A 22,191-nucleotide genomic window follows, 5' to 3' on the forward strand; every position below is an offset into this window, starting at 1 on the left:
GTGTCAAAATGAAAGTATTCCAGCGCTTTTCCCGGGGCGAGGCGGCCCCTGTGCGCAATATTTCCACCCTGAATCACCCCCGCTACCGTGGACAGCGCGGTGCCAGCGCGATCGAGTATGCGATCATTCTTGCTGTAATTGGTGTCGCGATCGTGCTCGCCGTTCAGAGCGGTGTCATGGATAGCATCACAGACCTGCTTGATACCCAGATATCAGGAATTACCGACAGTGGTGACGGTGACGGCACCTAGCCGTTGATTTTATATAGATTATAAAGGCCTTTCTTAATGTCACCTCTCCTATTAAGGGTGCTGGCTGGTGGTCTGGTGCTCTGCGCTCTGGTCATGGCCTTTATCGGCTGGTCGCTAAGTCGTACCGCGATGACGACGAGCGTCGATTCGGTGTCAGGCCCCGAGCCCACCCCTGAACCTCTGGGCCACCCGGTTCTGGTGGCGGCCAGGGACCTTGCAGCGGGGGAGCGTCCTGCCGATCTCGAAGACGCGTTGCGCCTGGCCTACTTCCCCAAGCCGCCTGCAAGCACCTTCTCTACTCTCGATCAGTTGCCCGACACGCGCCTGGCACGTCCTCTGGCGGAAGGCGACGTGCTGCGTGAAAGCGGCTTTGTCGGTGGCAGTGCCCTGGCCGAGGTGGTGCCTCCGGGCTTTCGCGCGGTGGGGGTCGGCATCGATGCAGTGATCGGGGGCGGTGGTTTCGTCGCCCCGGGGGATCGCGTCGACGTGCTCTATTTTGCCGAGGCTCAGGGGGAAGGTGGCGAGCGACACCGCCTGGCGCGACGACTGTTTGCCGACGTGTCGGTGCTGGGGGTCGGCGAGCGACTGGTGGGCGTGGACGGTGACGACGAAAAGGGTGGAGAGCGCACCGCGGTGCTGGCGATGCCCGAGACCGAGACCGCCCGGCTGCTGCTGGCCGAGACCACCGGGCGGCTGCGCCTGGCGGTGGTGGGCAGCGAGGAGGCCGCCGGCTTTGGCGAGGGGATCGATGATCTGCGCATGATGGCAGGCGGCGCCAGCTTCCTGCCGGTATCCCTGGGCCAGAGCCTCAGTGAGCCGGGCCAGACCGTCAGCTTCGAGGAGTTGACCGGTGTCGAGCGACCGGCAGCGAAAAGTGCTCCCGCGCCGCCACAGACCGGCTATCGGGTGGTGCAGCACGTCGGCGCCAGTCGCAGCGTGGTCACCCTGCCGTGACGGCGGTGGAGCAAGCAGGCAGACAACCATAACGAGAGGCCGGTAGTCGCCGAGGGAAAGGCGAGATACCGCGCCCGCGCAGGGAACAGGAAGGACCATGACGCGAGACAATGAGATCGTCCCACGCAGATCGGGGCGCGGGGGTACGTGCGCCGGAACACCGGTTAGCCGTCTGGCGAACGCGGCCCCTTCGGCACCGTGCCTGATGTTCGGCCTTGGGCGTAGCCTGGTGCTTGGCCTTGTATTCGGTCTGGCACTTATGCTGGCCGGCGTCACGACAAGCAACGGCTTGGCGCTGGCGCAACAGCCGCCGCTGACCCTGGCGGTCGGCGATCAGGAGTGGCTGGGCCAGCCCGGCCGTATCACCCGCACGGCGGTGGGGCGGGGCGACGTGGTCGAGGCCCAGGTTCTGGACCCGCGTTCGCTGCTGGTCACCGCGGTGGGGCCGGGCAGCACCACCCTCAAGGTGTGGACGGCGGGGGCGAGCCAGCCCCGTGAGACGCTCATTCAGGTACGTCCCGCCGGCGGCGAGGGGCTCGAAGGCGAGTATTCGCTGGCCCCCCATTCTTCCAGCGCCGAGATCCGTGGCGTTACGAGGTCGCTGGAACGCCACGATCAGGCGGTGTCACGCTTCGCTACCCCTCCTATCGATGCCAGCCAGCAGCTAGGCCCTGTTCAGGTGCAGACGGATATCCGCGTCGTCGAGGTCAACCGCAGTCGCATGGCCTCGGCCGGCTTCTTCATCGGTCGCAACCAGGCCGGCTCGACCCGCTTCGCGCTGGGGCGCAGCGACGAGACCCTCGACTTCCTTTCTGGCGGTGCGGTGGCACCCAACGCCGGAGACGGTGGCTTCTCGATCATCCAGGTCAACACCAGCGGGGTGCTGTCGGCGATCAGTGCGCTGAGCGCCAACGGCTTCGCCTACACCCTGGCCGAACCCAGCCTGGTCAGCCTGTCGGGCCAGACCGCCAGCTTCCTGGCCGGTGGCGAGTTTCCCTTCCCGGTGCAAAGCGGCGATGACGAGATCAGCGTCGACTTCAAGGAGTTCGGTATTCGCCTGCAGCTGACGCCGACGGTGCTCGATGAGCGTCGGATCATGCTCAAGGTGGCGCCCGAGGTGTCCGAACTCGACTTCTCCCGGGGCGTGCAGACCGCAGGAGTGGCGGTGCCGGCACTCAACGTGCGCAGGACCGACACCACCGTGCAGCTCGGCAACGGCGAGAGCTTCATCATCAGTGGCCTGGTCAGTCGCAACATCATCCAGAGCGTGGACAAGATTCCGGGGCTTGGCGATATCCCGGTGATCGGCAGCTTCTTTCGCTCCACCCGACTGGATCGCGACGAGAAGGAGCTGGTGATGATCGTGACCCCCCACCTGGTGCGGCCACTGGCTGCCGGGGTCGATTTGGGGCCGATGCCTGGGGAGGCTTTCGAGGACTATGACCCCAATTTTCTCGAGCTGATGTTCGATCCCCGTGATGCCCAGGAGATCCAGCGTGTCTCCGAGGTCGGCTTCAGTCCCTGAAGGTTGGCGTTCGACGGCTGGTGTTCGGCGATCAGGAGGATGCATGCACTTTCGTCAAAAGCGAGTCCAGGAAACTGAGCCCCAGTCCGCCCCGGTGGTGGGGCCTGGGCTGGTCAGCGAGTTGCACCAGCTGGTCATCGAGCGCCTCGAGGATGATTCACGGGGACTGCTGGATGATCCGCTGCAGCTACGCCAGCGGGTGCGGGAGCTGATCGAGGAGACCCTCAGACTCAGGGGCTACGCCCGTTCCGACGAGTGTCTCGAGCGGCTGGTCGAAGGTGTCTGCCGCGAGCTCAACGGCTTTGGGCCGCTGGAGCCGCTGCTCGCCGATGACGGTATCTCGGACATCCTGATCAACGGCCATTCCCAGGTGTTTATCGAGCGCGGTGGTCGGCTCGAACCCTGCGCGGTCAACTTCCTCGACGACGACCATGTGCTGAGGGTGGTGCGACGCATGCTGGCCCCCCTGGGTAAACGGCTGGACGAGTCGAGCCCCATGGTCGACGCGCGACTGGCCGACGGCTCCCGGGTCAACGCCATCATCGCGCCGCTGTCGCTCAATGGCCCCAGCGTGTCGATTCGCAAGTTTCGCCGCGAGGCGCTGGGTGCCGATGACCTGGTGGCCATGGGCAGTGTGCCGCCCAACCTCATGACCTTTCTGCGCAGGGCGGTGGAAGAGCGCTGCAATGTGCTGATCAGCGGCGGCACCGGTGCCGGCAAGACCACCCTGCTCAACGTCTTGAGTGGGGCGATACCGGCCAGCCAGCGGGTGGTGACCATCGAGGACAGCGCCGAGCTGCAACTCGCGAGCCAACACGTGGTACGCCTCGAGACCCGGGCGCCAAACATCGAAGGCGAGGGCGAAGTCGGCGCCAGCGCCCTGGTCAAGAACGCCCTGCGCATGCGTCCTGACCGGGTGCTGCTGGGGGAGAGCCGGGGCGACGAGGTGCTCGACATGCTGCAGGCCATGAATACCGGCCACCAGGGCTCCATGAGCACGGTGCACGCCAACTCCGCCGGCGACGCCGTGGTGCGCCTGGAAATGATGGTACGGATGTCACGCTTTCAGGGCACCGACGCCCTGGTACGTCAGATCATCACCACCGCCCTCGATCTGATCGTCCATGTGGAGCGGGGCAGCGACGGCAAGCGTCGGGTGGCCGAGGTACTGCGAGTCGGTGGTCTCCAGCGCGGCGAAGTCCAGCTGGAGCCCTTGTACCGAGCCGGCGGTGGCGCGGTGCCCTCGCTGCAGCCACCGGGCGACGATGACTCACCGATCGGCTGGCGCCGGCTGCTGAGCTCCCTGCAGGAGCCTTCGCCATGACGGTCTGGGGGATGTTTTCGCTGGTAGCCCTATGCCTGGGGGGCGCCGCCTGGCTGCTGCTGAAGAGCGCCAGTGCGCTTACAGAACGCGCCGCAGGTGGCACACGTACCGCCCGGCGGCGGCTGATGTCCCAGGATTCGTTGATGGAGTGGCTGGTGGAGCGACTCACCGCGGCGGGGCTGCCGGCCTCGCCGGCCGTCGTGGCGCTGTCGGGAGGCAGCCTGCTGGTGCTGGCGATGCTGCTGCTGTCGCGGCTGGGGGCGGTGTGGGGCCCCGCCATGGTGCTGGTCATGGTGCTGGCAGCCAACGCCCTGATTCGCTTCAGGGCGGCGAGGCTGCGACGCCGGGCGAGGCGCCAGCTTGGGCCCTTTCTTGGGCAGATCACGCGAGGGCTCAGCGCCGGTCAGGGCCTGGAAACCGCCTTCGAACAGGCCATCAAGCGCTCTCGACCGCCGTTGTCGGATGCCCTTTCCCGGGTAAAGCTGCGTCGCCAGCTGGGCCAGGAGCTGGACGAGGGCCTGGCCCGGGAGGGCCAGATACTCAGGCTCGACGAACTGCGGCTGCTGGCCACCGCGATACGCATCAATCAGCGTCACGGCGGCAGCCTTTCCGAGATGCTCGACGCCTTCGCCTCGGCCCTGCATCAACGCGAGCAAAGCAGCCGAGAACTCGCCGCCATGACCGGCGAGACCCGCGTCAGCGCCTGGGTGCTGGGACTGTCGCCGCTGGCGTTGACGCTGTTTATCCACTTCACCCAGCCGGAATTTCTGGCACCGATGCTCGAAAGTGCCGGCGGACGCCAGGCGTTGATGCTGGCGGTGGCGCTGCAGCTCGGCGGCGGCTGGCTGCTGTGGCGAATGCTCAAGTCGGTGTAAACCCGGGCGCGTCGCGACATGACGATAACGAACAGGAGGCGCGGATGTGGAACCTATGGTGGAGCGGGGCGGTGATGGCGTTGGCGCTGGCGGCGTCACTGCTGTTGATCAGCGCCCGCCGGCCGCTGGGCGCCGAGGGCGAGCGACGCCACGACGAATCCCGGCTGCTGCGCGAGGGGCGCGGCCTGTGGCGTAGTCGGTCCCGTCAGCAGGGTATGGCGGCGCGACTGTCGTTGCGCCTGCGCCAGTGCGGGCATGTCGGTGCCAAGGCGCAGCTTGCGGTGTTGCTGGCCTGGGGCGTGCTCGCTGTCGGTGCGGTGATGCTGGGGGGGCTTCTGGCGCTGGCCGGTGGCAGGCCACCGATGGCGGTGGTTGTCATGGGAGCCGCCTGGGGAGGCTTCGCGCTCGGGCTCGGCTGGCTCGCCATGGAGCGCAAGCGGCGACGACGTATTCGGCGACTCGATGAGGATATCGAGCTGGTGCTACAGGTGACGCGGATGCTGTGGGACACCGGCATGACCCTGGAGAGCCTGCTCAACCGGCTGATCCAGCAGCTTGGTGCGACCACCCCGGACATGGTGCTGGAGCTTCGTGTCGTGGCCAATCGTATCGACAGCGGCCAGGACCGGGAACGGGTGCTGGAAGAGGCGGCCGCGGTGCAGGCCAGCGAAGGGGTCGAGCAGTTCTTTCTGCTGTTCGCCCAGATCGCCCGTACCGGCGGGCGAGCCAGGGACAGTCTGGCGACCCTGGTCGATCGCCTCGGGGCGCAGCGACGTACCCGGCTGCAACAGAAGGTCAGCCAGCTCTCCGGCACCATGTCGCTGGTCATGATGCTGTGCCTGTTTCCCGCCCTGCTGATCGTCATGGCAGGGCCTGCGCTGGTCAACCTGGGCGGCCTGATGGGGTCGCTCGGTGGACCATGACAACGGATCGCTGGAGGCGCCCATGCGCACGACAACAACGCTGAAGAAGCGCTCGCCATTACCGAAGATGCGTCCCCTGTGGCTGGTCACCGGTGTGGTGCTGATGACCGGATGCTCGAGTACACCGGATGGCCCGACGTCGATGGCGGCGCTGGGCGCGCTGTCGCCGGACATCTCGCGGGCCGCCCCGGAGCAGAGCGTCGGCCCCTGCGGCCGACGCTACGACGCCGAGATCGGCGTCGAGCTGTCGCTGATCCAGCGCATGCTGGACGACGACAAGCCGCGCTCGGCCGCGGCCCATCTAGAGGCCGGCGACTATGGTCTACCGCTGGCCTGGCGGCTTGAGGGCGAGGCGCTACGCGCCGTCGGCGACACTGTCACCAGCGACCGGGCCTACGAGGCCCTGCTGGGCACCTGCCTGGCTGCGGACGGCTATCGCGGGTTGGCCCGCAATGCCTTCAGCGAGGGACGGCGTGAGCAGGCGCTGGCGCTGATGCGCGAAGCCCGCCAGACACGGCCGATTGATCCACGCATTCGCAACGACCTGGGCTATCTGCTGATGCTGGCGGGGGACAATCGGGCCGCCGCCGAGGAGTTCCGCACCGCGCTCGAGCTGGACCCGGGGCACGAGCAGGCCGCCGCCAATCTGGTGCTGGCGCTGAGCCGCAGCGGACAGCGGCAGCGTGCCGCCGACGCCGCCCTGCACTTCGGCGTGGATGCACGGCTGGTGGGCGTGCGCGATAGCGCTGCAGCCACAGAGCTCTCTGCATCGGGCTCGGCATCGCCGTCGGTATCACGTCCGGGGGCGCAGGCCGAGAGTGAAGAGTCATGAAGCCTCGTCGATCCATCCATCCGTGCAAGGAGCGCCTGTCCATGCTGTCGAACCTGTTGTCGAAAAAGACCTTGCTCGAGCCGCGAACGCTGGTCACCGTCGCCCTTATCTGCCTGCTGGTCAGCCTGGCGCTGGTGTTCTGGCCCGACAGCGCCAGCGCGCAGCAGACAGCAACCGCGCAGACCAGCTCCCAGGCCGTTGCCTCGTCGCAGGTCGTGCGCCTGCCGGCCACCCGGGATCCCTTCGGCGAGCGTACCCGCACGCTGCTGGCCGTCCAGCGCGACGGGCGCCTGGCGTCACCCTCGCCCCAGGCGCTTTCGGGCAAGGTGCAAGGTCAGATCTACCAGCGCTATGTGGACAGCTTCGGCCACCCGATTCCTGAGCGCTATATCGAGACGGGCTTTGGCGAGGACTAGACGTGTCATGGCGCCGTCGCCGCGGGTTGAGCCCTGGCCGAATCACGTAACCGGAAAGGCCAGAACCGGCTGGCCGGTGGGCGATAGTTCTCAGGCGATTGGGCGAGCGAAGGAGCGCAGGTGTGGCCCGGCCTCCCAGCGTGGCGCCATCGGCGTGATGACCGCCTTCTTGCTGGTGGGGCTGGTGGTGGTGGTGACGCTGGCACTGGACGCCGGTCGCCTGTATCTCGAGCAGCGCCGACTTCAGCAGGCTGCCGACCTGGCGGCGGTCTCGACGGCGGCAAGCTGCGACGCGCTGTTTCAGGGCGAGGCGTGCCGCTCGGGAGAGCTGCGCCAGGCCGCCATCGCCGCCGTCGCGGCCAACGGAGTCGTCGTGGGCGCCGATAGCGAACAGGGCGAGGCCACTCTGGCGGTGACCCAGGGGGCGCTGGACGATGAAGGTGCTTTTGATGAGGAGGCGGGACTGGCCAACGCCGTCAGGGTGGTCCTGAACCGCCAGGTGCCCAGCAGCCTGCTGGCCAACCTGGGAGAGCTGCTCGGGAACGAGGTGGAAGATCTGGTCATGTTCCAGGCCAGCGGTGTGGCGCGGCGAACCGCAGTGGTGACCCTGAGCGCCGGCACCCGCCTGCTTGCGCTCGATACCAGCGAGTCGACGCTGCTCGATGCGCTGCTCGGCAAGCTGATCGGGGGGAGTCTCGATCTCACCGTGCTGGGTGCAGATGACGGCGTGGGCCTGGACGTCAGCCTGGGCGAGGTGCTGGACGTGGAAGCGCTGGACGTCGACCTCGATGAGGGCCTGGCTCAGAACTTGGCCCAGACCTTGAACGAACCTCTGGATCTGCACACGCTGGGCAGTCGACTGGCATCGGTGTTGGATCTGGCGGGTGGCAACCCGGTGCTTGGCGACGCGCCGGGCGAGAGCTTCACCCTGGGCGAGCTGCTGGCGATCGATACCAGCGGCGAAGTGTCGATGACATCCTTGCTCGAGGCACGCGTTCCGGTACGGGATCTGCTCGAAGGGGCGTTGCTGCTGACGACCAGCAAGCAGCAGGATGGCGTCAGTCTCGGCTTGGCCGACCTCTCGCCGCTTGTTGTCGGCCTGGGGCTAGGCCTTGCCGATATCTCGCTTGAACTCGACGTCATCTCGCCGCCGAGCATCGCCGTGGGCCCTCCGGGGCCCTCAGCGGCAAGCCTCGCGAGCGATTGTGCACCTTCCAGTTGCTATCGCAGCGTGGCACGCAATGCCCAGCTCGGGGTGGCGCTGGATGTCGAGCTGAATGTTCTTGGGCTGATCGGTGTGAAGGCGAGCACGCGAGTGACCGGGGCCAGTGGCAAGGCGGCGATCGGTTCACTGGCCCCAGCGGACGATAGCCTCGCGCTGACGCTCGCCGCCAGGCGCGAATTGCTCGAGGTCACCCAGTCGGTGGAGGGTACTGGATTGCTCGGCATCGGCTCGGTTTCGCAGACCGTGCGCTCCGGCGGGACTGGTGATGCCACGCAGCTCATCCGCTGGCCAGCGCAGAAGGGAGCGGAGTTCGATGACCAGGGGGGGGCTCAACTGACCGGCGTGCTCAGCGGCCTGCTATCAGACCTGGGGCTCTCGGCGCTGTTGTCCGGGACCCTCACGGACGTCAATACGATACTGCTCGAGCCGCTGCTCGAGGGGTTGGGCATCGGTATCAACACCCTGGAGGTGCGGGTGCTGGCGGTGGACGCCGGAGGCGTCGAGTCGTTGACTGCCTGCGAGGCAACCCAGGCCGGCTGTCGAGGAGGAACCTAGACCATGCATAGAGGCAAGGGCACGCGGGCGTGCCGCCAGGGCGGAGCAGTGGCCATCGAGTTTGCCATCGTGCTGCCGATCTTCCTGCTGTTGCTGTACGCCCTGGTCAGCTATTCGGTGGCCATGGTGCAGCAGCACCAGTTGACCCAGGTGACCAGCGAGGCGGCCAGGTCTGCCGCGGTGGTGGCGAGCGCCCCCTGGCTCGCCGACGAGGATATGCTGGCCGAGGCCACCCAGCGAGTGCTGGACAGCATCGAGGCCATGGGCTGGCTCGCCGACGATACCCCTGGCTGCATCGAAGGTGCCAGGGTGGCGATCGAGGACGACACCCTCACGGTGTGTCTTGAGCGCTCGCTTTCGATAAAGACCTTGAGCGTGGCGGGCATCAGCGTCCCCGATCTGCCCGACGCCTTGAGTGGGCGGGCGGTGATCAAGCTCTAGCCGGCGTGCCGCCCCTGGCCTTGAAACGACACGAGCCGCCCTTGGGCGGCTCGTTGAGATTTTCGGGTCGTGGCTTGCGAGAGGTGGTGTGCGGGGCGTGGCTTGCGTCGTCCTGCAGGCTTGGCCCGTTGCCGGACTCAGGCAGCGGTGATGATGTGGTACTTCTCCATCAGCTGATCATGGCTCTCGACCCGCTCCGGGTCCAGCGGAATGCAGTCCACCGGACACACCTGTTGGCACTGGGGCTCGTCATAGTGGCCCACGCATTCGGTGCACAGGTTGGGGTCGATGACGTAGATCTCCTCGCCGGGAGAAATGGCGCCATTGGGGCATTCCGGTTCGCAGACGTCGCAGTTGATGCACTCGTCGGTGATCATCAGTGACATTGGGGGTCCTCGCGCAGAGTCGTGGCCACAGGGCCAAGGCAGCGAGCCGCCGGAATCTCGCCGTCGCGAGGGGGCCGGGCAGGCTGCACGGGGGCTCGGCATGGCCGATAGCCACCCTGGAGTTCGGAATCAATGGGAAGACCACGGCCTGATCGCAGCGCGCCGAGGTCAATTCCCAGTGTGATGGTCAAGTATTGTAATGGCTACGCAGGGTTTGTGCGACCTTGGGGTGCACATGCTTCGATATGTCGCCGCCCAGCCGAGAGATCTCCCGCACCAGGGTGGAGGAAATGTAGGAGTTCTCCACCTCCGGGGTCAGGAACACGGTCTCCAGGTCCGGCATCTGGGCGCGGTTCATGTTGGCCAATTGCAGCTCGTACTCGAAGTCGGAGACGGCGCGCAGGCCTCTCAGCAGCACCCGGGCGTTCTGCTCTTTCATGAACTCCGTCATCAGGCCGGAAAAGCCCACCACCTCGACGTTGCCAAGGGAGGCAACCACCTCGCGGGTCAGCGCCAGGCGGGTGTCCAGGTCCAGCGTCGGGCCCTTGCCAGGGCTCGAGGCGATGGCCACCACCACCTTGCCGAACAGCCGCGAGGCGCGCTCGATCAGGTCATAGTGGCCATTGGTGATGGGATCGAAGGTGCCAGGATAGATGGCGGTGGTCATCACCTCTTCTCCTGTCTCTCGTCAGCGAGCGGCGTGTCCAGCTCGTCGCCGGCTTCGTCGAGCCGGCCGAAGGGATTGTCCACGCTCAGCGACACGGGCTGCTGGTAGCCGGGGATGTGGATGCTGTCGGCACCGACCTCAAGCTCAGGGCCTTCCAGCACGCCTTCACCGAAACGATAGCGCACGGCGAAGTGTCCCGCATCGGCCTGTTGGTGGTAGACGGCGGCCTGGGCCCGGGTCGCCTCGCGACGCTCGCGCCAGGCGGCCATGGCATCGGCGCCGTGGCGCTTGGCCAGCAGCCGTTCGGTGGCCTCGGGGGAGATCAGCACCCCGGTGGCGTTGTTGCCGCCAAAGCCCTTGGCGTTGATCAGGCTGGCGTCGGCCTTGAACGCCTGGGTGTCCTTGAACAGTCGCAGGCGCTCGGCGTGGACGTCGTCGGCGACCCGGTCGAGGGTACAGATGCCCGGCAGCAGGCCGTAGGCGAAGCTGCCCAGGGCGTTGGTGAGCTGGTCGCCGGCGGCGCTGCCCTGGGAGTGGCCAAGGTAGGCCTTGATCGCCACCACCGGCCAGTCGGTGATGCCGTGGGCCTTGGCCACGGCGTCGAACACATGGGACTCGGTGGTGCGGTTCTTCGGCGTCGAGGTGCCGTGGGCGTGGATATAGCTGCGTTCTCGCAGGCTGGTCTCGCCGAGCATGTCGCGAATCAGCGAGCAGGCCTTGCCCAGGGTCACGTAGTTGCCGATGCCGGGGGCCGAGATCGAACGCTTCCAGCCGTCGGCGTTGACGAACACCTCCGGTGCGGCGGCCAGGATATCGGCACCCACTTCCAGCGCCAGGCTGTCGTCCATCAGCATCACGAACTGGCTGGACTCCCCCATGGTAAAGCCGCAGTTACGGGCGAAGGGACGGCTGGCGCGCTGGTAGTCGGCGTCGGTCAGAAGCTCCAGGGCGTCCAGCGCCTTGAGGCTGTCGTCGTCGGCCAGCGCCCCCATGGTGCGAAAGCCCTCGATGATCTCGGGGGTGATCGGGGCGTCCGAGGTGCCGACCATGACGATGCGGCGGCGGCCGCTTCTGATGTCGTCGATGCCCAGGCGCAGGTTGTAGAGGAAGCTGGCGCAGGCGCCCAGAGCGGCGCCGGTGGCACCGACGCTACCCAGCACATAGGCATTGAGGAAGTCAGCGGGCATCTGGCCGTAGCCCAGCGGCATCTGCTTGGAGGTGGCGCGCTTGCCCGAGACGAAGCTCTTGAGCAGGCCTCCCCAGCCCTCGTCGTCGAGCTGACCGATGGAGTTGCCGGCATAGACGGCGATGGCGTCCGGGTCCAGGCGGTCGCGCAGCGAGTCCCAGTCGAGTCCACTGTCACCGAGGCAGTCGCTGGCGGCGAATACCGCCATGGAAAGCCCGCGCGGGTGGTGCACGCTACGGTAGAGCTGACTCGGGTCGAAGCCGCTGGGCAACTGGCCGGCGGCGCGGACCTGGGCCTGGCGGGTCTCTGGCAGCATCACGTCCATCTGGCCGGCGGGTACCGTGACTTCCAGATGGTGGCGATCGACCTCACGCACCTGCCAGGTGGGCGGCAGGTTGTCCGGTAGCTGCCTGCGGCGCAGGCGAAAGGTCAACGGCGATTCCAGCGCCAGGTTGGCGCGGCGATTGGCGGGCAGCCCCTCGTCATTGAAACGGGGGTCCTCGATGCGACGAATCAGGGTGTGACTGAGCACCTGGTCGCGGGTCTCCAGCGCCAGCTGGGCGGCATCGAGCACCTGCCCCTGGGCGTTGTGCCAGCGCTGGTCGGCGTCGCAGTGCGCCAGGCGCATCATCGCCGCCAGGCCGAGCAGGGTGGAGGTCTGCTCGGCCTCGGGAAGGGCGTCGAGCACGGTGCGACGGAAGGCCTGGTGGCCCGAGGTACGGCCGGCCGGGTTGACGCCGCCCATGCCCACGATCACCGGTAAGTGTGACAAGCCGGAGTCCTCGTATTGAAGCGGGTGAAAGGCTCGCTCTCGGAGCGGAGAAACGACATTGAAGGGCGCTGCGACAGACCCGGACAGCCTGGCTGTCCGTGAACGAGGTAAAGACGGCTCGACTCTCGTGTTGCCTTGCAGCGATAGCGTGACGATCGCCTGCAAGCGTCGGTCGAGAGGAGCCTGAACCTCACCATTCTGGCGGCGAGGAGTCGTGCCTCGCGCGATGCCGCGTGCGCCCCAAGCAAAACGCCGTTCGATATTGCCATGGGAGAGGGATTCAGGCCAGCGATGTTAGCACTTGGTCTTGCCTCAGTCATGCGCGTTTCGGTGAAGCCAAGGGGGAGAAAGGCTTGGCGCCGGGGCTCGCGCCTGGTCTCGCTCGACAACGTGGATGGTGAAGGCGGGACGAGTCCTGCGGTGTAAGCCCCTGCTTACGCGTGAGGCACTTGATACACTGCACGCCAGGGCAAGACCAGGTCTTCGCCTCGCTGTTTCCACTGCCCGAGATCGCCCATGTCCGACGCCCCCCGCATCGTCACCTCGAACCAGACCGGTCCCCACGAGGACCTGCCGCGTCGGGTCAGTCGCGGTCTGTCCCATGTCTGGCGCAAGCCGCTGGCCGAGCACACCCGTGAAGCCTTCGCCGAGGCCGAGACCTGGCGCAGGGCTCAGGGTGAGCGAGGGCTTATTCTCGACGCCTGCTGTGGGGTCGGGCTGTCGACCCGCAAGCTGGCCGAGCGGTTTCCCGAGCACTGCGTGATCGGCGTCGATCGCAGCGCCGATCGACTGTCGCGGGACCACGGCCGGCTGCCGGACAACGCCCTGCTGGTGCGCGCCGACCTGGTCGACTTCTGGCGGCTTGCGCTGGCCGAAGGCTGGCGACCCGAGCGCCACTACCTGCTGTACCCCAACCCCTATCCCAAGTCGGTGCAGCTCAAGCTGCGCTGGCATGGGCACCCGGTATTTCCCGCCATCGTCGGCCTGGGCGGACGTCTCGAGGTGCGCTCCAACTGGCGTCTGTACATCGAGGAGTTCGCCATCGCCGTGTCACGGGCCACCGGCGTCACCACACCGCTGGGGCCCTTCGACCCCGGCGATGATCCGCTCACCCACTTCGAGCGCAAGTACCATGAGCACCACCAGCCGCTGTGGCACCTGGTCGTCAACCTTGACCATCGCCCGGGGCTGATGCCCGGCATGTAAGCGGCCACTCGCCGACTCCCAGGCCGCCACTCTACCAGGGGGTGATCACGGCAAACGGCTCATCGGGACGAATTGTGCTCCAGCGCGCGGAAGCTTTCGCCAAGGGTACGGGCGAGCCAGCTGGCGATGGGGCCACGGGCGGCGTCGCGGCGGGCCACCGTCTCCACCTCGATGGTGGGGGGCTCGCCGAGGCCCGGTCCGGTCAGCTCGACCAGTTGGCGCCGGAAGGGTGGATAGTGCGCGATGTGCTCCGGTACCAGCGACCAGCCAAGCCCGCGGGCGGTCAACTCGGCCATGGAGTAGAAGCTGTTGAGTCGCCAGTGCTGGGGGCTCAACGGTTGTTCGGCCTGACGATCTGGCTGGCGCGAGGCGATCATCAGCTGACGATGATGGGCCAGTTCGCTACGGGTCACCGAGTGGACGCTGGCCAGGGGGTGGTCGCTACCCGCCACCCAGCGCTGGCGCAGGTGGGCGATACGCCGACCCTCCAGCGGGCCGGCGGCGTGGGCCTGGCTCAACAGGATGCCGAGATGGGCGGTGCCCTGTTCGACCCAGTCGGCGACGTCGCCCTGGGCGCCGTAGAGCAGGGTCAGCGACAGCGCCGGGTAGTGTTGCGCCAGTGCCTCCAGGGTGGCATCCACCGGCGGCATCTCGACCAGCGCCTCGTGGATCGCCACCACCAGCTGGGCCTCTTCGCCCTGGGACAGGGTCGCGGCTCGCGCATTCAGGCGCTCGCACTGGGCCAGTACCGCCCTGGCTTCCGGCAGCAGCGCCTGACCCGCCGGGGTCAGGGTTGGCGAGCGCGAACTGCGGTCGAACAACTCGCAGGCCAGATCGAGCTCGAGATGGGCGATGGCGGTGCTCACTGCCGACTGGGCGCGGCCAAGGTGGCGTGCCGCGGCGGAGAAGGAGCCGCGCTCGGCGCAGGCAATGAACAGGCGCAGCTGATCCAGGGTCCAGTGCATGGGGGTGGGTCTCACCTATCGTAAAACCTGATAGTAGCTACCTGGCAACCATCGTCCAAGTCACTAGAATAGCGATCCATCGATAGTCATCACGCCGTCGGCGGGGGTAGTCAAATGCGGTCGCTCAAGGAACGCCTGATCCATATGGTGTCGTTTGAACTCGGCGGGCTGGTGATCGTGACCCCGTTGGCCAGCGTGCTGACAGGCCACGGTCTGGGCGAGATGGGCGTGCTGGCGGCGGGGCTGGCCACCGCCGCCATGCTCTGGAACCTGGTCTGGAACTGGCTGTTCGATCGCTGGCTGCCGACCCGTCGGCGCACCCTGTCCCAGCGTTTTGCCCAGGCCATGGGCTTCGAGACCGGGCTTCTGATCATGACCCTGCCGGCGGTGGCCTGGTGGATGGAGATCGGCCTGGTCGAGGCATTCTGGCTCGACGCCGGCTTCATGCTGTTCTTTCTGGTCTATGCCATGGTCTTCAATTCCCTGTTCGACCGCATCGTCGAACGTCGACTCCACGGAGCAAACGGATGAGCTACTTGTACCTGGCGCTCGCCATCGTGGCCGAGGTCATCGCCACCTCAGCGCTCAAGGCCTCCAACGAGTTCACCCGGCTGTGGCCAAGCGTGGTGGTGGTGGTCGGCTACCTGGCGGCCTTCTATCTGTTGTCACTGGTGCTGCGCAGCGTGCCGGTAGGCATCGCCTACGCCTTCTGGGCGGGGCTTGGCATCGTGCTGGTGACCCTGGTGGGTATCGTGGTCTACGGCGAGAAGCCAGACCTTCCCGCGGTGATCGGATTGGCCATGATCGTGGGAGGTGTCGCTGTCATTCAGCTGTTTTCCTCGGTGTCCTCTCACTGATGGGGTGGTTCGTCGTGTGACCGGGTTGAGTCGTTGCCGCCCAGCAGGTCGGTGCGGCCTTCCGGCGGCGTCGTAGTGCCGATGGACTGCTCGATGGCCCGGCGTTCGGTCTCGAGGCCGCCTTCGGCACTGGTGACGTCGGCACTGTCACTGGCCGGGACGACGTTGCTCGGTGCTGTCGTGGACGGTGTCGCGACTCCCTGAGGCGGCTCGACGGCGGAGACTTCTGATGGGGAAACGACGGGTACCCCCTGGGGAAAGATGATTTCCCGGGCCTCGTCCGGCATCGAGATACCGGCTTCGGTCAAGGTGTTCTTGATCTGGCGCAGTACTGCCGAGCGCAGCTTGACGCCGGCGATGGTCTGGCCGTCAAACCAGAAGTAGGCCTTGAGATTGACCGTGGATGCGCCAAGGGCATCGACCAGTACCATGGGTTCGGGGTGCGCGATGATCGCTTCGTGCGCGGTCAGAACCTGATGGATCAGCGTCTGGGCATGGGTGACAGAGTCATCGTAGCCGATGCCGATATCGACGCTGGTCCTGAGGCCTGGTGAGGTGGAGTAGTTGATGACGATCGTCTTGAAGATCGTGGCATTGGGAATCTGAATATGATTGCCCTCGGCAGACAGCAGCACCGTCGAGCGGGCGTTCATGCTTTGCACGATCCCGCTGTGCTCTGCGACGGTGATCCAGTCGCCGCGACGAAAGGGCTGGCGTATCGACATGATCAGCGTGGCCAGGAAGTTCTCGGCGATGTCGCGAAAGGCAAAGGATACGACAATGCCGATCATGCCGGCGCCGCCGACCACGGAAAACGCCAGGCCGGTCAACCCGGCGACCTGCAGGATGAGATAGATGCCGAGCAGCAACACAGGAAGGGCGATGGCACGGGCCAGCACCTGGCGTAGAAAGGGCGAGGCGACACGCTTGCGCAACAGACGCCTGGCCAGCGCCGAGACCAGGCGTGCAAGCAGCCAGGCCAGCGGCAGCACCAGCAACGCCAGCAAGGCCAGCGGTACATAGGTCAACGCCTCGCGGCCAAAGCGCCCAAGTTCGTCGATGACCGGCGTCAGTGACAGCGTGAATTCGGGCTGCACCTCGATGCGATTGACGACGGCAACAACGCCCTCGGTCTTGGCGGCCAGGGAACCGGCCCAGTCGCGGTGGTTCCCCGAGGCCGTCGCACCGTCCAGGTAGACGATGCCTTCCTTGACCTCGACGTCGAGACCACGATACCAGCCGGCCGAGGCCAGAATGCCGGTCAATCGACGTTCGATATCGGCATCCTCGGTGCGCTCGGAGACCGCGATCGTCTGGGTGCCCTCGACGCTCGGCGCCTCCTGGGCACGTGCGCTGCTGTCGAGTACGACGTTGCCAAGCATGGTGCCAAGGATCAGTACGTACAGGATCCCGCGCATGGCCTTTCTCCACGAATGCAAGTCGCTTCTCAGCATGCTGGTATTTTCCTGGCTTAGCCACTGCAGGCTGTGCTTGGCTGGCGCTGTTTCTGCTCGTCGATACGCGCGGTCGTGCGTCGGGTGACGTCGGTCGAATTAGGCGGGTGGTTCTCCGAGGATTGTGAGAATCGTCACCAATCCGCCGCCGCCCCGGTGGCGTAGAGCGCGGCGTGGTCATGTCATCAAGCTATAGTCGAATCCTTGGACGCCAGGCGGTAGACTCGGCCCTCGTTGCGCCGCATGGGCGCAACGCCCGTTCATCGCAGGGAAGTCTTCATGTCGCCTCGCTCGCCATTCGCCTGGCCCGTTCTCCTCGTTTCCGCCCTGGTGGCGTTGTGCCTCACGCTGTTGTCCGCCGCCTCGGCCCAGGCCGCCGGCTTCGGCAATCTGGCCGAATTATCCAAGCAGGGCTTTCTGATCAGTGCCGAGGCACGTCTGCTCGGCACCGGTGATGCGCCCGGCGAGACCCTCGGCAGCCTGACCCCGGAGCGCCAGCTCACCCCGGCCTCGGTGACCAAGGTCTACACCGCGGCAGCGGCGCTGGATGCCTGGGGCCCGCAGCATCGCTTCACCACCGAGTTCGTCAGCACCGCGCGCCCGGGAAGCGACGGTACCCTGGCCGGCGATCTGGTGATGGTGGGGGGAGGCGATCCCAGCCTGACCAGCGAGGACCTGTGGCGCCTTGCCCAGCGTCTGCACCAGGCCGGGGTGCGCCGGGTGACCGGACGGCTGGTGGTCAGTCAATGGCGCTTCGGTCCGGTGACCTGCCGGACCATCGATCGCTGCACCGCCCGCGAGCGCTCCGACAACGCCTACAGCGCGCTGCTGACGTCGGCCGGGGTCAACTACGGTAGCTGGTGCGTGCAGGTGGCGCCTGGCGCCGTCGGCGGCCCGGCGCGTATCACCGGCTGCAACAGCCAGGCGCCGCTGTTCGCGGTCAACAACAGGGTCACCACCCAGGGCGCCAACGCCGGCACCAGCCTGCAGGCGACCCGGGTCAATGGCGCCGAAGGCGAGACCCTGACGGTCAGCGGCCAGATTTCGTCCAACGCCCTGCCGCGCGAGGTCTACCGCGCCAGCGCCGATCCGGCGGCCCAGACGGCGGCGACCCTCAACGCCATGCTGGCGCGCTCCGGCATCCTCGTCGAAGGCGGCGTGGCCACCAGCAGCGAGGCGCCCCCCAGCGGCGCCCGTCGCCTGGCAGCGGTGGACGGCAAGCCGCTGCAGGAGATCCTGCTGCGCATGCTCAACTACTCCAACAACTACATGGCCGATGTGCTGGCGCTGGATCTGGTGGAGGGGCCGCGGGTCGAACTCGATCAGGCCGGTGCGGCGCTGGAGGCCTTCGTCGCCCGGGTGCCCGGCCACGGCGAGGTGATCCTGGAAAGCGGCAGCGGCCTGACCACCGGTAACAAGCTTTCGGCCCGGGGCGGCAACGCCCTGCTCGAGTACATGTTCGGGCAGGCGGACCTGTTCCCGGTGTTCAACGCCGGCCTGCAGGCCCCGACCAACGGCCCCATGCGCTTTATCCGGCGCGGCTCGCCGACCTTCCAGAGCCACGTGACGCTCAAGACCGGCACCCTCAATCAGCCGGTGGCGGTACGCGCGGTGACCGGCTACTTCCGCACCGCCAGCCACCGCTTCGGCGTTTTCACCGTGCTGGTCAACGGCACCGCCAACACCCCTTACATCAGCTGGGCCAGGGTCCTTGACTTGGTATCCCTGGATCTCGACCGCATGATTGCCAACCACTGAGGGGCCGGGAGCGCCCCTTTCGCCACGAGGAACCCTCATGAAGCCCGGACACACCGGCTGGCGCCACCTGATTCACTCGACGCGTTACTCGCTCAAGGGCCTGCGGGCCGCCTTTCGTCACGAATCTGCCTTCCGTCAGGAGCTCGCGCTGTGCCTGGTGTTGGTACCGCTGGCCTGGTGGATCGGTGACACCCCGGTGGAGTGGATCCTGCTGGTCGGTAGCTGCTTCATGGTGCTGATCGTGGAACTGCTCAACAGTGCCATCGAGAGCGTGGTCGATCGCATCGGCCCCGAGCGCCATGTGCTGTCCGGTCGGGCCAAGGACATCGGCTCGGCGGCGGTGATGCTGTCGCTGGCGATGGCGGGGCTGACATGGGGACTGCTGGCCGTGGAGAAGTTCCTGATGGCATAAGCGGCCGCCCGGGCTTGCCTGATGGCCTAAGGGACCGTGCTCACAGGCCCGGGCTTGAGTATGCTCAGGGGAGGAGCACAGGCCCAGGCCCGCCGTGATCTGCGCACGGGGGCGACGAGTGAACAAGGAGAGCCGCCATGCAGCTGAGCCAGGATTTCTTGCCCCGAGACGACATCCCCACCGCCCTTGTCGGTGCCCTGGATGCCGCCTGGGAGCGCCTTGCCTCGCGGCTCGAACAGGCAGACAACGTCGCCGAAATGAGCGGCAATGAGCCCCCCGGCGAACTTTATCAGGCATTGGAGCCCCATCGCCGGGTCGAGCTCGCCCGGGTGCTGGCGATCTCCGAGTTCGCCTGCGAGACCCTGTGTCGCCATCCCCAGTGGCTGGGTTGCCTGGACTCCAGCGGTGAGCTGGATCGTGCCTTGACGCCCGAGGCGCTCAAGCAGCTACTCGAGGAAGGCCTCGAGGCCGCCGAGGACGAAGCCGCCATGCAGGCGGCGATTCGGCGCTTTCGTGCCGCGCGCATGCTGGCCATCGTGTGGCGCGACATCAACCGTCCCGAGGGCGTCGACGCCTGGGCCACCGGTGCGGCGGTGTCGCGCCTGGCCGAGGTCTGCCTGGAAGGGGCGCTTGGCTGGCTCGAGCGCTTTGTCGAGGCCCGCTGGGGGCGTCCTGCCCCGCGCGAGGACGGCAGCGAACAGCGCCTGGTGGTGCTCGGCATGGGCAAGCTGGGCGCCGGCGAGCTGAACCTGTCGTCCGACATCGATCTGATCTTCGCCTACCCCGAGAAGGGCGAGACCCAGGGTGGGCGCAAGTCGCTGGACCACGTCGAGTACTTCACCAAACTCGGGCAGAAGCTGATCTCGGCGCTGGACCCGGTGACCGCCGACGGCTTCGTCTTTCGCGTCGACATGCGCCTGCGCCCGCTGGGTGACGGTGGGCCCCTGGTCGGCAGCTTCTCGTCGCTGGCCGGCTACTACCAGGATCAGGGCCGCGAGTGGGAGCGCTACGCCATGCTCAAGGCGCGCCCGGTGGCCGGCGATATCGACGCCGGCTATGAGTTGTTGTCGAGCATCCGTCCCTTCGTCTACCGCAAGTACCTGGACTTCGGCGCCATCGAGTCGCTGCGCGAGCTCAAGGCGATGATCAATCGCGAGGTCCGTCGCAAGGGCATGCAGGGCAATATCAAGCTGGGGCCTGGCGGCATCCGCGAGGTGGAGTTCATCGTTCAGGCGTTTCAGCTGATCCGCGGTGGGCGCGATACGGAGCTGCAGGTAACCTCGCTGAAGACCGCCATGCAGCGCCTGCCGGAGTTGGGCCTGCTGCCCCAGGAAGTGATCGACGAACTGCTGCCGGACTACGCCTTTCTGCGTGATCTGGAGCACGCCATCCAGGCCCTCGAGGATCGCCAGACCCAGGCGCTGCCCGACGACGACCTCGACCGAGAGCGGGTGGCGCTGGCGATGGGCGCCCAGGGCTGGCCGGCGCTGATGGCGCGTCTGGATGAGGTGCGTGGGCGGGTGCGCAAGCACTTCGACGCGGTCATCAGCGACCCCGAGGACGAGGTCGAGGAAGACGGCGTCGACGAGGGCGCTAGTCTCGATACCTGGCGCCAGCTATGGCGCGGCGAGCCGGACGATGACGAGGCCCAGGCGACACTGCAGGACGCCGGCTTCGACGATGCCGCCACCGCACTCAAGCGAATCACGGGATTGGCCGGGTCACGCCAGGTGCAGGCCATGCAGCGGGTAGGCTACGAGCGCCTCGATGCGCTGATGCCGCTGCTGCTGGACGCGGTGGCCGAGAGCGAGGCACCGGATGCGGCGCTTGAGCGGGTGCTGCCGCTGATCGAGGCGGTGCTCAGGCGCACCGCTTACCTGGCGCTGCTGCGCGAGAACCCCGATGCCCTGGGCCACCTGATGAAGCTGTGCGGTGCAAGTCCCTGGATCGCCGAACAGATCGCCCGCTACCCGATCCTGCTCGACGAGCTGCTGACCCCGGATACCCTCTACACCCCGGCGGACAAGGAACGCCTGGCCGACGAGCTGCGCCAGACCCTGGCACGGATTCCCGAGGACGACGAGGAAGCCCAGCTCGAGGCACTGCGGGTGTTCAAGCACGCCCAGGTGCTGCACGTGGCGGCCTCGGACATCGCCGGCACCCGCCATCTGATGAAGGTCAGCGACTACCTCACCTACATCGCCGAAGTGATCCTCGATGCTGTGCTGGCCATGGCCTGGAAGACCCTGACCCGCAAGCACGGCTATCCGCTGGGCAAGGACGGCGAGCGTGCCGGTAAAGCGCCGGAGTTTCTGATCGTCGGTTACGGCAAGCTTGGCGGCATCGAGCTTGGCTACGGCTCGGATCTCGACCTGGTGTTCCTGCACGACTGTGCCTCCCAGGGCGAGACCGACGGCAAGCGGGTCATCGACAACACCGTGTTCTTCACCCGGCTGGGCCAGCGCATTATCCACCTGTTGTCGGCGGTGACGCCGGCCGGTTCGCTCTACGAGGTCGACATGCGGCTGCGCCCCTCGGGCAACTCCGGTCTGCTGGTCAGCCCGCTCAAGGCCTTCGCCGAGTACCAGCGCGAGCAGGCCTGGACCTGGGAGCACCAGGCGCTGGTGCGCTCCCGGGTGGTGGCCGGTGACGCGACCCTGGCCGAAGGCTTCGAAGAGGTGCGCCGGGAGATCCTCGGCCGCGAGCGCGATCGCGAGGCGCTGCGCGAGGAGGTGGTCAAGATGCGCCACAAGATGCGCGACCACCTGGGCTCGAAGGGCTCCGCCGATACCTTCGACCTCAAGCACGATCCCGGCGGCATGGTCGACATCGAGTTCCTGTGCCAGTACGCGGTGCTGGCGCTGTCTCACCAGACACCGGAGCTGATGCGCTTCAGCGACAACATGCGCATCCTCGAGACCCTGGAGGAGACCGACCATCTCGAGGCCGACGAGGCCCAGGCGCTGCGCGACGCCTACCTGGCCGCGCGCAGCGCCAACCACCGCGCCGCCCTGACGCGGGAAAGCGCCCGCGGCGACGTCGAGGCGTTCAAGGACCACCGCCGGGCCATCATCGACGCCTGGAAAGCCTGGCTCGAGCCTGAACAGGGGTGAATGACGGCGGGGTCCAGCCCCGCTCGAGTGGCACACTGCAAGAGGGCGAGGCACGCCAGGGCAACAGGGCAAACACCTGGTGAAGCGACATGAC

The 22,191-nt window shown here is 66.9% G+C and carries 21 protein-coding genes; 16 read left to right on the forward strand and 5 right to left on the reverse strand.

Translation table 11 applies throughout. The features are described from left to right. Positions 1-8: 8 nt before the first annotated feature. From NFH98_RS01995 to NFH98_RS02040, 10 genes are all read left to right on the forward strand, one after another. Positions 9-251: a Flp family type IVb pilin gene (locus NFH98_RS01995; protein WP_349622145.1), complete on the forward strand. Its 243-nt coding sequence runs from the start codon at positions 9-11 to the stop codon at positions 249-251. Between the two features lie 36 nt (positions 252-287). Next, positions 288-1,205 (forward strand): Flp pilus assembly protein CpaB, encoded by a 918-nt coding sequence (gene cpaB / locus NFH98_RS02000; RefSeq protein WP_349622146.1) that lies wholly within the window; start codon positions 288-290, stop codon positions 1,203-1,205. A 205-nt stretch (positions 1,206-1,410) separates the two neighbouring features. Next, positions 1,411-2,730 carry a type II and III secretion system protein family protein gene (locus tag NFH98_RS02005; RefSeq protein ID WP_213229997.1) on the forward strand — a complete coding sequence of 440 codons (1,320 nt, stop codon included), beginning with the start codon at positions 1,411-1,413 and terminating at the stop codon, positions 2,728-2,730. A gap of 43 nt (positions 2,731-2,773) precedes the next feature. Beyond that, complete coding sequence (locus NFH98_RS02010) at positions 2,774-4,054, forward strand: TadA family conjugal transfer-associated ATPase (RefSeq protein WP_222515740.1); 1,281 nt, start codon at positions 2,774-2,776, stop codon at positions 4,052-4,054. Further along, positions 4,051-4,929, forward strand: a complete 879-nt coding sequence (locus tag NFH98_RS02015) for a type II secretion system F family protein (RefSeq protein WP_108448446.1) — start codon at positions 4,051-4,053, stop codon at positions 4,927-4,929. The genes NFH98_RS02010 and NFH98_RS02015 overlap by 4 nt, the downstream gene beginning before the upstream one ends. A 44-nt stretch (positions 4,930-4,973) precedes the next feature. After that, complete coding sequence (locus NFH98_RS02020) at positions 4,974-5,852, forward strand: type II secretion system F family protein (RefSeq protein WP_108448447.1); 879 nt, start codon at positions 4,974-4,976, stop codon at positions 5,850-5,852. A 22-nt stretch (positions 5,853-5,874) separates the two neighbouring features. Next, entirely contained in the window at positions 5,875-6,684 is an 810-nt protein-coding gene (locus NFH98_RS02025; protein ID WP_162816407.1) for a tetratricopeptide repeat protein, read from the forward strand. Then, entirely contained in the window at positions 6,681-7,100 is a 420-nt protein-coding gene (locus NFH98_RS02030; RefSeq protein ID WP_108448539.1) for a DUF3613 domain-containing protein, read from the forward strand. Before NFH98_RS02025 ends, NFH98_RS02030 begins: the two co-directional genes overlap by 4 nt. A 154-nt stretch (positions 7,101-7,254) precedes the next feature. Then, positions 7,255-8,880 (forward strand): pilus assembly protein TadG-related protein, encoded by a 1,626-nt coding sequence (locus tag NFH98_RS02035; RefSeq protein WP_349622147.1) that lies wholly within the window; start codon positions 7,255-7,257, stop codon positions 8,878-8,880. A 3-nt stretch (positions 8,881-8,883) separates the two neighbouring features. Next, positions 8,884-9,321, forward strand: a complete 438-nt coding sequence (locus NFH98_RS02040; RefSeq protein WP_124804980.1) for a TadE/TadG family type IV pilus assembly protein — start codon at positions 8,884-8,886, stop codon at positions 9,319-9,321. A gap of 137 nt (positions 9,322-9,458) precedes the next feature. Here the strand turns inward: NFH98_RS02040 and NFH98_RS02045 are convergent, their stop codons facing one another. The 3 genes from NFH98_RS02045 to NFH98_RS02055 form a co-directional block, all read right to left on the reverse strand. Beyond that, entirely contained in the window at positions 9,459-9,707 is a 249-nt protein-coding gene (locus tag NFH98_RS02045) for a YfhL family 4Fe-4S dicluster ferredoxin (RefSeq protein WP_045991409.1), read from the reverse strand. Between the two features lie 187 nt (positions 9,708-9,894). Next, a complete protein-coding gene (gene coaD, locus NFH98_RS02050; RefSeq protein WP_045991410.1) occupies positions 9,895-10,374 on the reverse strand; it encodes a pantetheine-phosphate adenylyltransferase in 480 nt (159 codons plus the stop codon). Continuing rightward, positions 10,374-12,305 (reverse strand): beta-ketoacyl synthase, encoded by a 1,932-nt coding sequence (locus NFH98_RS02055; protein WP_348828113.1) that lies wholly within the window; start codon positions 12,303-12,305, stop codon positions 10,374-10,376. The genes coaD and NFH98_RS02055 overlap by 1 nt, the downstream gene beginning before the upstream one ends. A gap of 543 nt (positions 12,306-12,848) precedes the next feature. Between NFH98_RS02055 and trmB the strand changes: the two genes are divergently transcribed. Next, positions 12,849-13,538, forward strand: a complete 690-nt coding sequence (gene trmB / locus NFH98_RS02060; protein ID WP_045991412.1) for a tRNA (guanine(46)-N(7))-methyltransferase TrmB — start codon at positions 12,849-12,851, stop codon at positions 13,536-13,538. Positions 13,539-13,597: 59 nt separating this feature from the next. Here the strand turns inward: trmB and NFH98_RS02065 are convergent, their stop codons facing one another. Beyond that, complete coding sequence (locus tag NFH98_RS02065; RefSeq protein ID WP_239452502.1) at positions 13,598-14,518, reverse strand: LysR family transcriptional regulator; 921 nt, start codon at positions 14,516-14,518, stop codon at positions 13,598-13,600. A 99-nt stretch (positions 14,519-14,617) separates the two neighbouring features. Between NFH98_RS02065 and NFH98_RS02070 the strand changes: the two genes are divergently transcribed. Both NFH98_RS02070 and NFH98_RS02075 read left to right on the forward strand, forming a co-directional pair. Next, a complete protein-coding gene (locus tag NFH98_RS02070) occupies positions 14,618-15,034 on the forward strand; it encodes a PACE efflux transporter (RefSeq protein WP_052704233.1) in 417 nt (138 codons plus the stop codon). Then, positions 15,031-15,360: a DMT family transporter gene (locus tag NFH98_RS02075; protein ID WP_045991415.1), complete on the forward strand. Its 330-nt coding sequence runs from the start codon at positions 15,031-15,033 to the stop codon at positions 15,358-15,360. Before NFH98_RS02070 ends, NFH98_RS02075 begins: the two co-directional genes overlap by 4 nt. Here the strand turns inward: NFH98_RS02075 and NFH98_RS02080 are convergent. Continuing rightward, positions 15,354-16,778, reverse strand: a complete 1,425-nt coding sequence (locus NFH98_RS02080) for a mechanosensitive ion channel domain-containing protein (protein WP_349622148.1) — start codon at positions 16,776-16,778, stop codon at positions 15,354-15,356. The genes NFH98_RS02075 and NFH98_RS02080 overlap by 7 nt on opposite strands. A 315-nt stretch (positions 16,779-17,093) precedes the next feature. On the opposite strand from NFH98_RS02080, the gene dacB reads away from it, so the two are divergent. The 3 genes from dacB to glnE all read left to right on the forward strand — a co-directional run bounded on the left by dacB (position 17,094) and on the right by glnE (position 22,097). Continuing rightward, on the forward strand, positions 17,094-18,572 hold the full coding sequence (dacB, locus tag NFH98_RS02085; protein ID WP_349622149.1) for a D-alanyl-D-alanine carboxypeptidase/D-alanyl-D-alanine endopeptidase: 1,479 nt from the start codon (positions 17,094-17,096) through the stop codon (positions 18,570-18,572). Between the two features lie 37 nt (positions 18,573-18,609). Beyond that, positions 18,610-18,984, forward strand: a complete 375-nt coding sequence (locus NFH98_RS02090; protein WP_045991417.1) for a diacylglycerol kinase — start codon at positions 18,610-18,612, stop codon at positions 18,982-18,984. A 137-nt stretch (positions 18,985-19,121) separates the two neighbouring features. Then, positions 19,122-22,097 (forward strand): bifunctional [glutamate--ammonia ligase]-adenylyl-L-tyrosine phosphorylase/[glutamate--ammonia-ligase] adenylyltransferase, encoded by a 2,976-nt coding sequence (glnE, locus tag NFH98_RS02095; protein WP_349622150.1) that lies wholly within the window; start codon positions 19,122-19,124, stop codon positions 22,095-22,097. Positions 22,098-22,191: the final 94 nt, after the last annotated feature.

This window comes from Halomonas sp. H33-56, assembly GCF_040147035.1.
Lineage (GTDB): Bacteria > Pseudomonadota > Gammaproteobacteria > Pseudomonadales > Halomonadaceae > Halomonas > Halomonas litopenaei.

Coding starts and splice junctions, on each gene's coding strand:
- dacB (WP_349622149.1), top strand. CDS start 17,094: ATGTCGCCTCGCTCGCCATTCGCCTGGCCCGTTCTCCTCGTTTCCGCC.
- NFH98_RS02080 (WP_349622148.1), bottom strand. CDS start 16,778: ATGCGCGGGATCCTGTACGTACTGATCCTTGGCACCATGCTTGGCAAC.
- NFH98_RS02025 (WP_162816407.1), top strand. CDS start 5,875: ATGCGCACGACAACAACGCTGAAGAAGCGCTCGCCATTACCGAAGATG.
- NFH98_RS02030 (WP_108448539.1), top strand. CDS start 6,681: ATGAAGCCTCGTCGATCCATCCATCCGTGCAAGGAGCGCCTGTCCATG.
- NFH98_RS02040 (WP_124804980.1), top strand. CDS start 8,884: ATGCATAGAGGCAAGGGCACGCGGGCGTGCCGCCAGGGCGGAGCAGTG.
- cpaB (WP_349622146.1), top strand. CDS start 288: ATGTCACCTCTCCTATTAAGGGTGCTGGCTGGTGGTCTGGTGCTCTGC.
- NFH98_RS02005 (WP_213229997.1), top strand. CDS start 1,411: ATGTTCGGCCTTGGGCGTAGCCTGGTGCTTGGCCTTGTATTCGGTCTG.
- NFH98_RS02010 (WP_222515740.1), top strand. CDS start 2,774: ATGCACTTTCGTCAAAAGCGAGTCCAGGAAACTGAGCCCCAGTCCGCC.
- NFH98_RS02055 (WP_348828113.1), bottom strand. CDS start 12,305: ATGGGCGGCGTCAACCCGGCCGGCCGTACCTCGGGCCACCAGGCCTTC.
- NFH98_RS02070 (WP_052704233.1), top strand. CDS start 14,618: ATGCGGTCGCTCAAGGAACGCCTGATCCATATGGTGTCGTTTGAACTC.
- NFH98_RS02075 (WP_045991415.1), top strand. CDS start 15,031: ATGAGCTACTTGTACCTGGCGCTCGCCATCGTGGCCGAGGTCATCGCC.
- NFH98_RS01995 (WP_349622145.1), top strand. CDS start 9: ATGAAAGTATTCCAGCGCTTTTCCCGGGGCGAGGCGGCCCCTGTGCGC.
- NFH98_RS02045 (WP_045991409.1), bottom strand. CDS start 9,707: ATGTCACTGATGATCACCGACGAGTGCATCAACTGCGACGTCTGCGAA.
- NFH98_RS02090 (WP_045991417.1), top strand. CDS start 18,610: ATGAAGCCCGGACACACCGGCTGGCGCCACCTGATTCACTCGACGCGT.
- coaD (WP_045991410.1), bottom strand. CDS start 10,374: ATGACCACCGCCATCTATCCTGGCACCTTCGATCCCATCACCAATGGC.
- NFH98_RS02020 (WP_108448447.1), top strand. CDS start 4,974: ATGTGGAACCTATGGTGGAGCGGGGCGGTGATGGCGTTGGCGCTGGCG.
- NFH98_RS02015 (WP_108448446.1), top strand. CDS start 4,051: ATGACGGTCTGGGGGATGTTTTCGCTGGTAGCCCTATGCCTGGGGGGC.
- glnE (WP_349622150.1), top strand. CDS start 19,122: ATGCAGCTGAGCCAGGATTTCTTGCCCCGAGACGACATCCCCACCGCC.
- trmB (WP_045991412.1), top strand. CDS start 12,849: ATGTCCGACGCCCCCCGCATCGTCACCTCGAACCAGACCGGTCCCCAC.